This window comes from Desulfonatronospira thiodismutans ASO3-1 (assembly GCF_000174435.1).
In the GTDB taxonomy this organism is placed as follows: Bacteria; Desulfobacterota; Desulfovibrionia; order Desulfovibrionales; family Desulfonatronovibrionaceae; genus Desulfonatronospira; species Desulfonatronospira thiodismutans.
This window is the reverse complement of the sequence record NZ_ACJN02000004.1, coordinates 238,065-253,116: the sequence shown is the minus strand read 5'-3', so window position 1 is coordinate 253,116 and position 15,052 is coordinate 238,065. Positions and strand designations below refer to the sequence as shown.

The following is a 15,052-nucleotide window of genomic DNA, read 5'->3' as shown; positions in this document are numbered from 1 at the left end:
CACAGGAGTCCCCGGTGAAAGATCCCGCAATCCTCCCGGAACTTTTATGTCCGGCCGGTGACCTGAAGCGTCTGCAGACAGTTCTTTTCTACGGTGCTGACGCGGTCTACCTGGGCGGAACACATCTGAACCTGCGCAGCAAAGCCGCTGGATTTGACTTTGAAAGCCTGCCCCAGGCCCTGGACCTGGCCCGCAGATCAAAGGCCAGGGTATATTTCTGCCTCAACGCCATCCTGCCTCAGAAACACCTGCAAAAAGTCCGCAAATACCTCGAACTTCTGGCCGAAATAAAGCCGGACGGGATAATTGCAGCCGACCCCGGGGTTATTTCCATGGCCCGGGAGCATGCCCCTCATATCCCTTTGCACCTGAGCACCCAGGCCGGAACATACAATGCCCCCTCGGCGCGATTCTGGAAAGAGCATGGAGTGGACAGGGTCAACCTGGCCAGGGAGCTTTCCCTGACGGATATCCGGGAGATGTCCCGCCAGACCGGCCTGCCGCAGCTGGAAATGTTTGTGCACGGGGCCATGTGCATGGCCCTGTCCGGACATTGTCTGCTCAGTGCTCATCTGAATAAAAGATCCGCCAATCAGGGTCTTTGCACCCATCCCTGCCGTTTTGACTACAGGGCCAGGGCCCTGGCCCTGGAGGAAAGGACAAGACCCGGGGAGATCACCTGGCAGGTCTGGGAGGAGGAAGGCTATTCCAGGATTTTCAGTTCCCAGGATCTTTGCCTGGTCAGGTTTCTGGGATGGCTTCGGCGTCAGGGGATTTCTTCTATAAAGATCGAGGGGCGTATGAAGAGTGTGTCCTACCTGGGGGTGACTACAGACGTATACAGGACAGCCCTGGACGATCTTGCCCGTGGTGATTTCAGGCCCGGGCTGTACCTTGAAGAGCTGGCCAGCGTAAGCAGCAGGCCCCTGGGGTCCGGGTTCTTCCTGCCTGCAAACAAAATCTTCAGCAAACCTGCCCTGGAATCAGGGCGTAAAAAGATCCTGGCCAGCGTGGAAAAGAAGCTGGGAGGGCAGAGGTGGTTAGTACAGGTCAAGTCCAGGTGGTCCCGGGACATGGACCTGGAGCTGGTGCTGCCGGGGCTTGAAAGGCCAGGACTGCGGCAGGGAGATTACCTCCTGGAGGGAATAAACCAGGAAGAGCTGCAAACCGCGCATTCAGGTCAGCAGGTGGTTTTGACCACCGGCAATGAGCTTGTCACAGAGCACCTGCTCCTGCGCCGGGCCTGATTTTCGGTTGAAATCAGGTAACTGTTCACCTTAATGATATGACTCCCAGTGGTCCGGAAATTCGGCAAACAGGACGTAAAAACTCGCTCCAAGGAAGCGTAAATCAAAACCTCTTCAAGTTTTTCAACCAGAAAAGCTTCAATTTATGTTATGCTTTGAATCAAGTTGAGTGTTTAACGGTTTTGATTAACGCTTCCTACGTCGCTCAGACAGTTTACGCCCAGTTTGCCGAACCCCCGGCCCCTGGCTTTTCGTTCAAGGGTGCTGAATAGTTACGAAATCAGTATCTTTCCAGTTCCTGCCGGTAGCAGTCCTGGATGAGTCTGAAGGACTGCTGCATGATATCTTTGCGGGATTTATCAGCTGCGTTTATGGGGCTGAAGATCTCCACATCGGCCTGGACCCGGGAGTGGGTGAAGAGTTTTAATATGTGGGTGATAAAAAGTGTGCGGTGCCAGACCACTCGCCTGCGCCGGGCGGAATTGACCGGCCTTCCGTCCAGGGCGCAGTAGCGGATACATACCGGCTGAACCCTGGTGCCGGCCTGTATGGCGGACTGAAAAAGGGCCGGCTTGAAGGGAAAAAGCCCCTCTCCGTCGGAGGTCCCGGCTTCGGGAAAGAGGGTCAGAACAAAGTCCTGCCTCAAAAGATCCGAGATCTGCCTTATTTCCCGGCGAAGCCCTGCTGGACTGCGTCTCTCCACGAATACTGTGCCGCCGAACCTGGCCATGCGCCCCAGAAAAAAGGTCCTGGAAAGCTCCACTGAAGATATAAACAACATAGGCCTTAATGAGGACAGGATAAAAATATCCTTGTAGGAAAGATGGTTGCAGACCAAAAGGGTACCGGGTCTGATGCCCTGGCCCCCGGTATGATCCACAATGTTCACCCTGACTCCCATGATTTTCAGGAGCAGTGGGCTGAAAAAGCCTGTGTTCCTGGAATACCAGTGCAGCCTCTGATTGAAATCGCGCACCAGTATGGCCACGGTGCAGGAGGCCAGGGCATAGCAGGCTGCCAGGGCCAGGGAAGCTGCAATGCGAAATACACACCTTATCCACTTCATATGTTCAGAGTCCTGTGAGTTCCAAGTCGAAAATAAAAGTGCAGAGATGAAAGCTCAAAACCAATTATCATGGTGAACAGTTACAAGCAAAAAAAGGTTTTTTCCGGTTTTCAAAATATCCGGCCGGGGATTGTCCATGCTACATCCAACTGCTTATGCAAACCTGTGCCGAAATGCAAGGAGATCAAGCCGGAAGCCCCTGCTTGAAAAAGATCCCGGGCTATAGTAGATGTCCAGGACTAAGCACGAATTCCAGTTCACCTACAAGGAGAAAGCAGCATGCAGCAGACCAAGATTTTACTTGAAGAAAAGGATATGCCCACCAGCTGGTACAATGTTATGCCGGATCTTCCAGAACCCATGGCCCCGCCTCTGGATCCGGAGACCAAAAAGCCCATAGCACCGGAAAAGCTCTCGGCGATATTTCCCATGTCTCTTATCGAGCAGGAGATGTCCGGGGAGCGCTGGATTGACATACCTGAGCCTATTCAGGAGATATACAGACTTTACAGGCCTTCACCTCTGGTAAGGGCCAGGCGGCTGGAGCAGGCCATAGGGAGCAAAGCCAGGATCTACTACAAGGATGAATCCGTGTCCCCGGCGGGCTCGCACAAGCCCAACACCGCAGTGGCCCAGGCATACTACAATAAGATGGAAGGGGTGCGCCGTCTGGCCACAGAGACAGGTGCCGGCCAGTGGGGCACGGCCCTTTCATTTGCCTGCAAAATGCTGGACATGAAATGCACTGTGTACATGGTCCGCTGCAGCTATGACCAGAAGCCCTACCGTGGGATAATTATCCGGGCCTACGGGGGTGAAGTTTTCCCTTCGCCCTCCAGGCATACAAGTGTGGGCCGTAAAGTATTGGAACAGGATCCCAATTCCGGGGGCAGCCTGGGGCTGGCCATTTCCGAGGCCGTGGAAGATGCGGCACAGAATAATGACACCAAGTACGCCCTGGGCAGTGTTTTGAACCATGTTATCCATCATCAGACCATAACCGGGCTGGAAGTCAAGAAACAGCTTGAGATTGCAGGCGAAACCCCGGATGTACTCATTGGCTGCGTTGGAGGGGGCAGCAACTTTGGTGGTCTGGTCCTGCCGTACATGCCGGAAAAGCTCGAGGGTCAAAAGATCCGGTTCATGGCCGTGGAGCCGCAGGCCTGCCCCACTCTGACCAAGGGCAGATTTGCTTATGATTACGGGGACATGGCCAGGCAGACTCCGCTTATCAAGATGTATACCCTGGGGCATGGGTATTTCCCGCCGCCCATTCACTCCGGGGGCTTAAGATACCACGGTGAGGCGCCCATAGTGTCCCACGCGGCCAAGCTGGGGCTTCTGGAGGCCAGGGCATATTTTCAAAACGAAGTTTTTGACGCAGCCAGGCTGTTTATGCAGACTGAAGGGTTTTTGCCCGCCCCGGAAACGGCGCATGCCATCAAAGCCGCCATTGATGCGGCAAAAGAGGCTGATCCAGGCCAGGTGGTAGTTTTTCTTTATTCCGGCCATGGGTTGCTGGACCTGGGATCCTATGATGCTTATCTCAAGGGTGAACTCAAGGATCAGGCCTTTTCCGACGACGAGATCGAAAAGTCTCTGTCGGAATGCCCGGAAATTTAGCAAAAAAAGGAGAAAAAATTATGCTGGATGTATTTAAAAAAGGGGTTCTTACCGGTCTTGGGCTGGTGGTGGTGACAGCAGAAGAACTGGAAAAGAAGGTCAACCAGATGGTGGAAAAGGGAAAGATTTCCGCCGAGGAAGGAGAGAGTCTGGTCCGGGAATTTATTCAGAAGAGCGAAAATCAGCAGTCGGAAGTCCAGGAGTGGCTGTTGAACACGGTCAAGACTGGACGTGAAAGGCTGGAACTGGCTGGACGCGAAGAAGTTCAGGACCTGGAGGCCAGAGTATCCAGCCTGGAAGACAGGGTGTCCGCGCTGGAAAGCCTGAAAATGCAGGCGGAAAAGAAGGAATAGCCCTGTTTTTGCTGCCTGGGCAGTTTTTTAACGGGAAATGCCGGGCAGAGGCTGGACCATATAAAATCCTGTTCCCTTCAAGACGCACCTGCAAAAAGGCAGTCTACACTTTTTGCAGGTGCATCCTTAATATGGGGTAAACTGAATGGATATACGAGCTATAGCCCACCTGGGGCGCTTCCGGGAAATAGTAACCACCCTGGTCAAATACGGGTTTGACGACGTGGTGGACCGCTTAGATGTTCCTGGACGCAAATACCTGGAAAAGATCAGGGTGCATACCATGCATCTTACCAGGTGGGAGCGTATGCGCATGGTGCTGGAAGAACTGGGGCCGACCTTTATAAAATGCGGCCAGATTCTTTCCCAGCGTGCTGACCTGCTACCCAGGGAACTTCTGGAGGAGTTGCGCAAACTGCAGGATGACGTGCCGGCTGAAGAGTTTTCCGAGATTAGAAAAGTCCTGCAGGATAATTTTGCTCAGCCCCTGGAAGATATATTTTCCGAAATCGAGGAGACCCCCATTGCAGCAGCTTCACTGGCCCAGGTGCACAAGGCGTGGCTCAAGGGCAGCAACCAGGAAGTAGCCCTGAAAATTCAGCGTCCGGATATCGCTGAAACCATCAAAAGCGATATGGACATACTGGAAAGGATAGCCATCCGCCTGGACGGGCGTATGGAGTCCTTCAAGGTATACAACCTTCCTCAACTGGTACAGCGTATCAGGAAGCTCATGCTTCAGGAACTCAATTTCGCCCAGGAAATGCGCAACATGCAGGTGGTACGCACACACACCCTGCCCGAGGAAAAGATTCTGATACCGGAAGTGTATCCCGAACTTTGCGGAGAACTGGTCATAACCATGGAGCTGTCCCGTGGCAGCAAGATGAAAGACGTCAGGGTCAGTGAACTCAAGAACAGGGCCAGCCTGGCCAAGAGGGGGCTTAATTTCTCCATCCGCCAGGTCCTGGAGCAGGGTTTTTTCCATGCCGATCCCCATCCGGGAAATATCCTCATAGACGAGGATGAGAATATGATTCTCCTGGACTGGGGCATGGTGGGCCGTCTTACCAACAAGGTGCGCTACGAGCTCATAGACCTCATAGGCGCGGTGGTGGACAATGACGTCGAGGAGGTAACGGAAATACTTATTTCCTTTACCACCGGCCGGGAAAATGTAAACCGGGGCATGCTTCAAAACGAGGTCCTGGAGGTGGTCAGCCATTTCACCCGGCTGCCTTTAAAAGAGGTAAACCTGGGCCAGCTGCTCATGGAGCTGACCACTTTGCTTAGAAATCACGGCAGGATACTGACCACGGATCTGTCCATAATGATCAAGGCCCTGGTTACTGCCGAGGGGACAGCCAGGATGCTCTACCCGGATTTAGACGTTATCAAGGAAGCAGAGCCCATGGTCCGCAGGATGAGCAAAAACCGGTTCAGTCCATCCAATCTTTTGAAGGGCCTGCAGAAAAATATCAGATACCTGATGAGATTTCAGTATGAGCTGCCGCGTCAGACCATGGATATCATCAGCAAGCTGGACCGGGGGGAACTGGCCATACGCTTTCAGCACCAGAACCTGGAGGGACTGCAGTCCACACTGGAAAGAGTGGTCAACCGGCTGGTGGTGGGTATTGTCACCGGGGCCCTGTTTCTGGGCTCTGGCATGATCATAATGGCGGACACGGGACCCAGGCTGTGGGGTTATCCCGCTCTCGGGGTAGTGGGCTACATCATCGCTGTTTTCCTGAGTCTCAGGTTAGTTATGGCCATGGTACGTTCCAGGAAAAGGTGACGATTTACTTTTACTGAGATTCAGGGATTCAGGGATTTAGGTATTTGGGGATTTGGGGATTCAGGGATTTAGGGATTCAGGGATTTAGGGATTTGGGGATTTGGGGATTAGGGGATTTGGGGATTCAGGGATTCTGGGGTGTTGGGTTTGAGTCTTTCAGGAGCGGGTGTTTTCCTTTTGTAGTTCCTGGGCCAGATTTCTGGCGTAATCAAGTATCAGGTTTTGATCCTGTATACCGTTGTCCCTGGCCCAGGCTGTGGTTTCCCGGATAATCCTTCCCACCATGGGCCCCGGGGGGATCCCGGCGGCCTGCATGACCTGGTTGCCGGTTATAACCGGCCTGGTTTTCCCGGTGGCTTCATTCAGCAAGGGCCTGATTTTTTTCAGGGCAAGCGCAATTTTTTTCTGCTGTAACTTCCCGTGCTCTTTCCCCCGGGCTGCATGATCGCAGACGGAGGCCCTGGCCAGAAGGGCCCAGTGGGGGTGCTCAACCATCTCCAGGATTTTCGATGGCCGCATTTCATCAAGACCATGCATGCGCATGTGGTTAGCAGCCACTGCCTGCATGGCCCTGGTTATCCTCCCTGGAAGCCTCAGCCTTTGGCCCATTTGCCGGATTATATATTCCGCGGCGCGGTCATGACCGCGGTAGAAGCCCGTGCCGGGGTGCCGGGCGGCAATGTCCGTCTTGCCCAGGTCATGGGCCAGCAAAGCCATATTCAGGGAGTCATGAGCAAGGTCATTGCACTGGATGGCTCTTAGTGTGTGTATGAATACATCACCTTCCGGATGATGCCTGGGGTCATGGTAGAGTCCCTTGAGGGCGTCAACCTCGGGCAGCACGACCGGCAGCAGCCCCAGCCGGTCCAGGAGCCTGATGCCTCTTGCGAACCGCGGTCCGCTCAGGGAGGCCATTTTCAGTATTTCCCGCCCCAGCCTTTCCGGGGCCACGTCGGATATATCCCGGGCCAACCCGGATATGCTCAGAGCTGTTTTCTCCTCTATTTCAAAATCCAGTTCACAGGCAAGGCGAGCCGCCCTGAGCATGCGCAGGGGGTCTTCGGTTATACGTTCCCGGGGATTTTCCACCGCCCGGATCAGTCCCCGGTCCAGATCCTTTTTGCCGTGGAAGGGATCCAGCAGGTCCAGCTGTTCATCCAGGGCCATGGCGTTTATGGTGAAATCCCGGTGCCGGGCGTCCTGTAAAAACAGGCTGTGCTTTGTATCTTCCTGGTCTGGTCTTTCAGCGGGCAGAGAATGTTTTGTTCTGAAAAGAGTGGTTTCCAGATGCTGCCCCTGATGGACTATGCACAGGGTATGAAAAAGGCGGCTCCTGCCTGTCTCAAAGGCCCTGAAATGTTTACGCAGGCTCTCTAAAGGCATATCCGAGGCCAGGTCCACGTCCCTGACCGGGCGTTCAAGGAGAATGTCCCGGACTGCTCCGCCAACCATGAGAGCAGTGAAGCCCAGAGTTTTCATGATGCGTATTACATCTAAGGCCGCGGCTATTTCCGGATGGTCAGGAAGGCTGGAAAGGCTGTGGGCGGCAGGGCTGCACGGGGCATGGGAGCCTGAAAATGGATGATGAAGATTGTGAGGGGACATGAAAATGTATTGCCTTTTATTACACTAAGGCAGGCTTTGCCCGCATCCCAGTTATCTGTTATTTGTTAATTGTTAATGGGGTAAGTCAGTTAATTTTGGCTTTTGTTCTTCAGCAATTAACTATTAACTGATAACTATTTCTTGTTTTTTATGACCCCACTTAAACCCTGCTCCACAGGAACGCTTTCAGCGTTGCTTAAGGGGGCAGGCAGGGTTTCAGGAGTAAGCCTAAAGAGGGCAGTCAGTTGCTCTATAGATAAGACCTGGCTCCCAGGTAACGGTTGCGGAAATAGGGAGAAGAAAGGCTGGCCCTGGTGACGTCGCGCCCGCTGGAAGGGGCGTGAATGAATCGGCCGTTACCGATATAGATGCCAACATGGGTCACCTTGCCCTTGTCCCGGGTGTCGAAGAATATCAGGTCTCCCTTTTGCAGGGAGTCCCGGGGTACAGGGGTGCCTGCCTGGTACTGCCTGGCTGCCACCCTGGGAAGATCCAGGCCGTTGTGGCGGTAAACCACCATGGTCAGTCCGCTGCAGTCAAACCCGGAATCCGGGGACGACCCTCCCCACTTGTAAGGCACACCGATGAACTCCCGGGCTGTCTCCACCAGCCGGCTGCGGACGTAGTCGGTGCCTTTTTCAACTGCCCGGGCTGAAGGATAGCTTTGTGGATCCACAACAAAGTATTCCTGCAATACACCCTGTCTCCTGAGGTCCTGGGCCTTTTGTCCTGCCTGCTGGAAGTCTGAAAAATTGCCCACACGGACTTTATACAGACCGTCTTCGTCCTTAAAGTAATAGGCTTCCAGACCCTGCTGCTTCAGGTTTTCCATAAGGGATACAGCATTGTCCAGAACAGAAAACGCTCCGGCCTGGATGCTGTACTGCATACTGTCCAGCTTTTTTTTCGGTGGAGGATGATCCGGTGCAGGTTCCCTCGGCGCGCAGGCGCAAAGCAGGACAAATATCAGCAGCAGGTTGAGAATACCAGGAAGCTGTTTCAGCATGCTGGATTTTTTTCCGATTTTACAGTCAGTGTCAAGAGGCATCTGCAAAAAGGAAGTGTTTCCAGTCCTGCGCGTTTTTGCTTTTTGCAGCTATATTTCCTATGTTTCCACCCTGTCAGGCATTGACTAAACAGGCAGGTTGCGCTTATGTATGGACTAATTTACTTTTAAAAATTCTGTAGCCGGGTTTGTTCAGCAGGCCTGCCCTTACGTGCCGGTTAATAATCTATGAGCAGGGTGATTTCCTTTTCCAACTACAAAGGGGGCGTAGGAAAGACCACCAGCGTGGTCAATACGGCCCATATCCTTGTTCTGCAGGGATACAAAGTGCTGGTTGTCGACCTCGACCCGCAGGGCAACTCCACCTTGACCCTGAGCCGCAGCAATCCATTTGAACACGAATATTCCGTGGGCAACCTTCTGGCTGACCGGGATCTTGCCACTGAAAAGTGCCTGGTGCACACCCCTTACAATGTTGACCTCATCCCGGCCAACCTGAATACCTACTCCCTTGTGGCAGGGCTGCCTGCCAACTCCGCCAAGCGCATTTTCGGCCTGAAAAACAGGCTTGCAGAGCTTGCAGAAACGGGCCGCAAACACGATTATATCCTTGTGGACTGCCCCCCGCAGATAGAAGGAGCCCTTATAACCAACGCCATTGCCGCTTCCGACTATTACATACTTCCCATAGAAGGTGAATCAGTATATGCCCTGCAGGGCGTGGGACATCTCATGCAGGCCATGGAGGCCATCCGGGAGGACAGCAACTCCGGCATCCGACTGCTGGGTGCCCTGATTACCATGTTCGACGGGCGGACTACAGCAGGCAAAACCGTACGCGAAGCCATTGAGCAATATTTTCAGGACCTGCTTTTCAAAAGTGTTGTCCGGAGGAATACAGCCATCAACAAGGCCAATCTGAGCAACAGGTGCGTGTGTGATATGGAGCCAAGGTCAGCAGGATGCCTGGATTATATGGCCTTTGCCCGGGAAATGGTGGCCAGGCTGGATCAGATGCAAAAGCATTAAAGCCAGGGCTTTTGCCACAGTCAGATAAAAATAAAAGACAGGATCAACCTACTCCAAGGAAGTGTTATGGCCAAGCAGAAGCAAAGCAAGCAGAACAGACAGAGTAAGAAAAAAAGGTTTCAGAATGAAAGCGGACAGGCACTGAAAAGTCTCTTGAGTGACCAGGTGGAAAGCAGTCTGAAAAGAGAGATCGGCATCTCCCAGGGAGAGAGTGTTCCTTTAAGCAAAGAAGAACAGGAAGAAAAAAAGTCCCGGCAGGATCAAAGCGAAGATTCTCAGGACGAGGCTTTGGCAGAAGGGTATGATCCCAAAAAAATGCCCGGCTCTAAGGAAACCAAAGCCCAGATCATGGAGCGCATGCAGAATCTTGTGCAGGAGATGGAGCGTCTGGAGCGGGACTACTTTTATATCCAGGCCCGGCTTGACCAGGCCTTGCAGGACAAGAAGGAAAAAGACAATGAGCTGGAACAGCTCCGCTCTCAGAAGGAAGGACTGGAAGACGATCTGTCCAGCAAAGTCATGCTTTTGTCCCAGCACCAGAACAGGGAAAAGGAGCTGAAGGCAGAACTGGACAGAAACATTCAGGCCCGGGAAGAGCTGGAAGAGAAACTAAGAGCCAGAGATAAAGACCTGGAGCAGGCAATAAAGGACAAGGATCAGCAGATACAGGAGCTTAAGTCTGAGGTTGACAGTAATGCCCAGGCCCGGAAAGAACTGGAAGAAAAGCTCAAAGCCAGAGATGAAATCCTGGATCAGGAAATAAAAGACAAGGATCAGCAGTTGCTGGAACTCAAGTCAGAGGTTGACAGTAACGCCCGGATCCAAAAAGAACTGGAAGAGAAGCTGCAGGAAAAAGAAAAGAGATTGGAGCAGGAGGCCGGAGAAAAAGGCAAACTGACCGAGGAAGTGCAGTCCCTGAAAGAGAATGCAGTGGAGCTGCAGGAAAAGATTTCGCGCCTGGAGCAGCATAACAAAGGCCTTGAAGGCGAAAAAAAGGAACTTCTGGACAAGGTTGAGAAGATGAACAAGATAGGCGAGGATAAAAGTATACAAGAGGAAAGCGGAGGGAAAATGTCTGCAAACGACTGGAGAAACAAAGCTGACAAATTGTGGAACGGGGTAAGCTACGTTGCGCCGCAGCAGGCCATAGAGTTTTTGACAGCAGCCATTGAAAAAGACCCGGAGCGGGCCGAACTGCACAATGACCGGGGTCTTGCCAACATGGACGAATACAGGATGCAGGAATCCCTGAACGATTTCAGCACAGCAGTCAATCTAAAGCCAGATTTCGGCGAAGCCTATCACAATCGCGGAGTGGTGCTGCTGAAGCAGGGCAAGGAATTTGCAGCCAGAAAAGATTTTCAGATGGCGGCTTCTCACGGCGTATGGATGGGGCTTAATTATCTGCAGCAGCCAAGGCACAACCCGGGCGTATGGGAAAAGATACTCGCATCCCTGGGATTTAAAAAAGGTGAAAAGAAATGATTATAAAAGTTGTTTTTTATTCCATGTACGGCCATGTTCTGGCTATGGCCCGGGCCGCGGCCCAGGGGGCATCCAGGGTTGCCGGAGCCCGGGTTGATCTTAGAAGGGTGCCTGAAACCTTGAGCAGCGACATCCTGGAAAAAATGGGAGCCCTCGAAGCCGCAAAAGAGATGCAGGATATACCGGTATGTACGGTGGAGGAGCTGGAAGAAGCCCAGGGCATCATATTCGGGACGCCCACTCGATTTGGAAATATGTGCGGGCAGATGCGCCAGTTTCTGGACGGTACCGGGAGTCTGTGGGCCAGGGGTGCTCTGGTGGGCAAGGCTGGAAGTGTTTTCACCAGCAGCGCCACTCAGCATGGCGGGCAGGAGTCCACCCTGCTCAGTTTTCACACTACCCTTCTGCATCACGGCATGGTTGTGGTTGGACTGCCGTATACCTTCCAGGGGCAGATGGGCACTCAGGAAGTCACCGGCGGATCACCTTACGGAGCATCTACTATCGCAGACAGCGATGGTTCGCGGATGCCCAGTCAAAACGAACTGGACGCAGCCATGTTTCAGGGCGGGCATGTAGCCGGCATTGCGGCCAGGCTGGCCTGATCCTTTCCCGGCATGCCCGGGCTGATTTCAGGGCAGCTCATGATCCTCGCCCAGGGCGTCCATGAGGCTTATGGTCAGGCTCAGGAAGTCTGCCTCAGTGAGGATACCCACCAGTTTATCATCCATCACCACCGGCAGGCAGCCGTACTTGTGCTCCAGGAGCAAGCTTGCGGCATCCCTGAGGTTGTCATCGGGGTGAATGGTCTTGACCCTGGTGTTCATGATTTCCTGAACCGGAATACCCATATCCAGCTCTTCCTGGGTCTGAGAGTCCACTCCTGCCAGTTTGGAAACAGTGGCTGAAAGTATATCACGGTGGGTGATCAGACCTGTAAAACACATGTCATGATCCACAATGGGTATATGCCTGATGCGCGCCAGGTCCATGAGAGACCTGGCCAGGGCCAGGTTGTCCGTTGCCTGCAGAGTAAAAATGTCCCGGGTCATGAGATCCTTTACAGTAAGCATAAATTCCTGCCTTGACTCTTTATTTTGCAGCCGTTTATCCTCGAGGTCACTTTGCCTTTTCCCGGAAATATCATTACCTTTGCCCCGTGCGATAGTCAAACAATCTCTCGGGCCTGGGACAGTCCTCTTGAACCGTATGAATCAGTTGTTTCAGGCGGTTGTTTCAGGGGACACGCATCTGCCTGCCAGGTATCCAGAAATTATAAATGGACAGAGGTTGAAAAACTTTTTATGAAGACAGACCTGGTTCCCGCGGTTTTCTGGTTGCAGGTAGTGCGAAACTGATTAATCGTAACCATTCAGGGGGACCTCGTTGGTGGCTGATGGCACAAGGCCAGGGGACTGCCCCCGCTAAGTTATGATTATGAAGCTTCACAAAATTTTGCGTCTGTACTTTTCATATTGGCAGTAAAAGTGTCGCGGGGACTGTCCCCCTGGCCGGTCTCTGCCCCCTGAATGGTTACGATTAAACTGCTGTCCGGTGGTGTAGAAATTGAGCGTTGATCCTAAAAGAGTCCGGGAAAAGATGGTCCGGGAACAGATAGAGGCCCGTGGAATCAAGGATGAAGAAGTGCTGCGGGCCATGCGCAGGGTTCCCAGGCATATGTTTGTGGACGAGGCCCTGCAGGCGCAGGCATATGCGGACCATCCCCTGCCCATCGGCCATGGGCAGACTATATCCCAGCCCTACGTGGTGGCCATGATGAGCGCCATGCTCGAGGTGAAGCCGGGAATGAAGGTGCTGGAAATCGGCACCGGATCGGGCTACCAGGCTGCAGTCCTTGCGGAGATGGGAGCAGATGTCTATACTGTGGAAAGGATCAAGGCCCTTTATCAGGCAGCCAGACAGCGTTTCAACCAGCTGAAATATTTATATGTGAAAACCAAGCTGGATGACGGGACAGCAGGATGGCCCGAACAGGCCCCTTTCGACCGTATCCTGGTGACCGCAGGAGGGCCTGAGGTGCCCGCCCCTTTGATGGAACAGCTTGATGATCCCGGAATACTGGTCATACCGGTGGGTGAAAGCAAGAGGCACCAGCAGTTGCTGCGTGTTATTAAAGACAGGGGGGAAATAAAAAGGGAAAATATGGGCAGTGTGGCCTTTGTAGACCTGGTGGGCAAGTTCGGCTGGTAGGCGGGAAATAAGGATGTTGCAGAAAAATGCATAATTTCAGGAGTCGGCGGATATGATCCAGGAGGGCAGACAAGGTTGTAACCCGGGCGAGGCCGGGCACAGTGCAGATTCCCGCCAGAGCAGATCACAGGAAGAGCTCTTAAGTTCCGTTCTTTCCAGGATCAGGTACAAGATTTTTATTATGAGCGGCAAAGGCGGGGTGGGCAAGAGTTCTGTAGCGGTCAATCTGGCAGCTGCACTGGCCGCTGAAGGCAACAGGACCGGGCTTCTTGATGTGGATATTCATGGTCCAAGCGTGCCCCGCCTCCTTGGAATCACCGGACTTCTTGAGGTGGGCAATCAAAGCCTTATAGAGCCCAAAAGATACAATGAGCGTCTATCGGTGATGTCCATGGAATCTCTTCTGAAGGACCCAGACCAGGCCATACTCTGGAAGGGCCCCATGAAGACGTCCGCTATCAGGCAGTTTATCTCCAATGTGCGGTGGGGAGATCTGGACTACCTGGTGGTTGACTCGCCTCCGGGAACCGGCGATGAGCCCATGACGGTTCTCAAGACCATTCCCGACGCCCTGTGCATTGTGGTCACCACGCCCCAGGAAGTGTCCCTGGCGGATGTGCGCAAGGCGGTCAACTTTCTGCAGTACGCCAAAGCCAATATCCTGGGCCTGGTGGAAAACATGAGCGGCATGGTCTGCCCACACTGCAGCAAAGACATCGCCCTGTTCAAGGCCGGAGGAGGCAGGGCGCTGGCGACGAGGTACGGAATTGATTTTCTTGGCTCTATTCCCCTTGACCCGGCCAGCATCGATGCTGCTGAAAAGGGCACGCCCGTGGTTTTGAGCAGCAAACCATCCCCGGCAAAAGATGCTCATGCCCGGCTGGCCGCTAAAGTGGACAAGGCGGCCAAAGACAGCCTGGAGGCGGTGTCCACTTCGCACAAGTTTTAAGTATTGGGATGTAATTTGGGGATTTGAGGGATTGGGGGATTTGGGGATTCAAAATCAGAGGTCAAGATTTTCCCGGTGGATTGTGCGGCTCAAGCCGCGTTTGGTGCCTTTTGAAAAAGGCTTTGGAAAAAAAATTAAAAAATTAAGATAAAAGGGTTGCATTTTAACAAGCAAGATTATATGTTTCATTTCTTAAGCGGCTGGCGTAGCTCAATTGGTAGAGCAGCTGACTTGTAATCAGCAGGTTGCGGGTTCAAGTCCCATCGCCAGCTCCACACGGAGGGATACCCAAGTGGCCAAAGGGAACAGACTGTAAATCTGTCGGCGTAAGCCTTCGGAGGTTCGAATCCTCCTCCCTCCACCACTTAAACAAAAGATCAGATTTAAATATACGCCCGGACTGTGCCGGGAGTCAACTGAATCGGGCCTTTTTATTGTAGGAGACAGGACAGACCTGTTGCTGGACTACAAGACTGGCGGGAATAGCTCAATTGGCTAGAGCATCAGCCTTCCAAGCTGAGGGTTGCGGGTTCGAGTCCCGTTTCCCGCTCCACTTGTGTGCATGTCATATACAGGCCCACGTAGCTCAGTCGGTAGAGCACTTCCTTGGTAAGGAAGAGGTCACCGGTTCAAGTCCGGTCGTGGGCTCCATCCCAGCAGCAAATTTCTGTCTTCCGGCT

At 53.2% G+C, this 15,052-nt stretch carries 13 protein-coding genes and 4 tRNA genes; 13 read left to right on the top strand and 4 right to left on the bottom strand.

All coding sequences use genetic code 11. The features are described from left to right. Positions 1 to 14 precede the first annotated feature (14 nt). On the top strand, positions 15 to 1,247 hold the full coding sequence (locus tag DTHIO_RS18330; protein WP_008871734.1) for a peptidase U32 family protein: 1,233 nt from the start codon (positions 15 to 17) through the stop codon (positions 1,245 to 1,247). A 280-nt stretch (positions 1,248 to 1,527) separates the two neighbouring features. Here the strand turns inward: DTHIO_RS18330 and DTHIO_RS20160 are convergent, their stop codons facing one another. After that, positions 1,528 to 2,313, bottom strand: coding sequence for a lysophospholipid acyltransferase family protein (locus DTHIO_RS20160; RefSeq protein ID WP_008871733.1), 786 nt, complete (start codon positions 2,311 to 2,313; stop codon positions 1,528 to 1,530). Between the two features lie 279 nt (positions 2,314 to 2,592). On the opposite strand from DTHIO_RS20160, the gene DTHIO_RS18320 reads away from it, so the two are divergent. The 3 genes from DTHIO_RS18320 (at position 2,593) to DTHIO_RS18310 (ending at position 6,087) form a co-directional block, all read left to right on the top strand. Beyond that, on the top strand, positions 2,593 to 3,936 hold the full coding sequence (locus DTHIO_RS18320) for a TrpB-like pyridoxal phosphate-dependent enzyme (RefSeq protein WP_008871732.1): 1,344 nt from the start codon (positions 2,593 to 2,595) through the stop codon (positions 3,934 to 3,936). Between the two features lie 20 nt (positions 3,937 to 3,956). Then, on the top strand, positions 3,957 to 4,289 hold the full coding sequence (locus DTHIO_RS18315; RefSeq protein WP_008871731.1) for a phasin family protein: 333 nt from the start codon (positions 3,957 to 3,959) through the stop codon (positions 4,287 to 4,289). A 145-nt stretch (positions 4,290 to 4,434) separates the two neighbouring features. Further along, on the top strand, positions 4,435 to 6,087 hold the full coding sequence (locus DTHIO_RS18310; protein ID WP_008871730.1) for an ABC1 kinase family protein: 1,653 nt from the start codon (positions 4,435 to 4,437) through the stop codon (positions 6,085 to 6,087). 156 nt (positions 6,088 to 6,243) lie between these two features. Here the strand turns inward: DTHIO_RS18310 and DTHIO_RS18305 are convergent, their stop codons facing one another. Together DTHIO_RS18305 and DTHIO_RS18300 are read right to left on the bottom strand one after the other, a co-directional pair. Continuing rightward, complete coding sequence (locus DTHIO_RS18305) at positions 6,244 to 7,692, bottom strand: CCA tRNA nucleotidyltransferase (protein WP_008871729.1); 1,449 nt, start codon at positions 7,690 to 7,692, stop codon at positions 6,244 to 6,246. A gap of 250 nt (positions 7,693 to 7,942) precedes the next feature. Continuing rightward, a complete protein-coding gene (locus DTHIO_RS18300; protein WP_208596446.1) occupies positions 7,943 to 8,698 on the bottom strand; it encodes an NlpC/P60 family protein in 756 nt (251 codons plus the stop codon). 228 nt (positions 8,699 to 8,926) lie between these two features. Here DTHIO_RS18300 and DTHIO_RS18295 point away from each other — a divergent pair, with 228 nt between their 5' ends. The 3 genes from DTHIO_RS18295 to wrbA all read left to right on the top strand — a co-directional run bounded on the left by DTHIO_RS18295 (position 8,927) and on the right by wrbA (position 11,817). Next, entirely contained in the window at positions 8,927 to 9,727 is an 801-nt protein-coding gene (locus tag DTHIO_RS18295) for a ParA family protein (RefSeq protein WP_008871727.1), read from the top strand. Between the two features lie 66 nt (positions 9,728 to 9,793). Beyond that, positions 9,794 to 11,212: a hypothetical protein gene (locus DTHIO_RS18290; protein ID WP_008871726.1), complete on the top strand. Its 1,419-nt coding sequence runs from the start codon at positions 9,794 to 9,796 to the stop codon at positions 11,210 to 11,212. Continuing rightward, on the top strand, positions 11,209 to 11,817 hold the full coding sequence (gene wrbA, locus DTHIO_RS18285; RefSeq protein ID WP_008871725.1) for an NAD(P)H:quinone oxidoreductase: 609 nt from the start codon (positions 11,209 to 11,211) through the stop codon (positions 11,815 to 11,817). The genes DTHIO_RS18290 and wrbA overlap by 4 nt, the downstream gene beginning before the upstream one ends. A gap of 27 nt (positions 11,818 to 11,844) precedes the next feature. Here the strand turns inward: wrbA and DTHIO_RS18280 are convergent, their stop codons facing one another. Further along, the gene (locus DTHIO_RS18280; protein ID WP_008871724.1) at positions 11,845 to 12,285 is read right to left on the bottom strand and encodes a CBS domain-containing protein; all 441 of its coding nucleotides are present in this window, start codon (positions 12,283 to 12,285) and stop codon (positions 11,845 to 11,847) included. 526 nt (positions 12,286 to 12,811) lie between these two features. On the opposite strand from DTHIO_RS18280, the gene DTHIO_RS18275 reads away from it, so the two are divergent. From DTHIO_RS18275 to DTHIO_RS18250, 6 genes are all read left to right on the top strand, one after another. After that, the gene (locus DTHIO_RS18275) at positions 12,812 to 13,423 is read left to right on the top strand and encodes a protein-L-isoaspartate(D-aspartate) O-methyltransferase (RefSeq protein WP_050775248.1); all 612 of its coding nucleotides are present in this window, start codon (positions 12,812 to 12,814) and stop codon (positions 13,421 to 13,423) included. Between the two features lie 52 nt (positions 13,424 to 13,475). Further along, entirely contained in the window at positions 13,476 to 14,372 is an 897-nt protein-coding gene (locus tag DTHIO_RS18270) for an Mrp/NBP35 family ATP-binding protein (RefSeq protein ID WP_008871722.1), read from the top strand. A gap of 199 nt (positions 14,373 to 14,571) precedes the next feature. Further along, positions 14,572 to 14,647 (top strand) — tRNA-Thr (locus DTHIO_RS18265). 3 nt (positions 14,648 to 14,650) lie between these two features. After that, positions 14,651 to 14,736: transfer RNA gene (locus DTHIO_RS18260), tRNA-Tyr, on the top strand. A 112-nt stretch (positions 14,737 to 14,848) separates the two neighbouring features. After that, positions 14,849 to 14,925, top strand: a tRNA-Gly gene (locus DTHIO_RS18255). 22 nt (positions 14,926 to 14,947) lie between these two features. Further along, a tRNA-Thr gene (locus DTHIO_RS18250) sits at positions 14,948 to 15,023 on the top strand. Positions 15,024 to 15,052 lie beyond the last annotated feature (29 nt).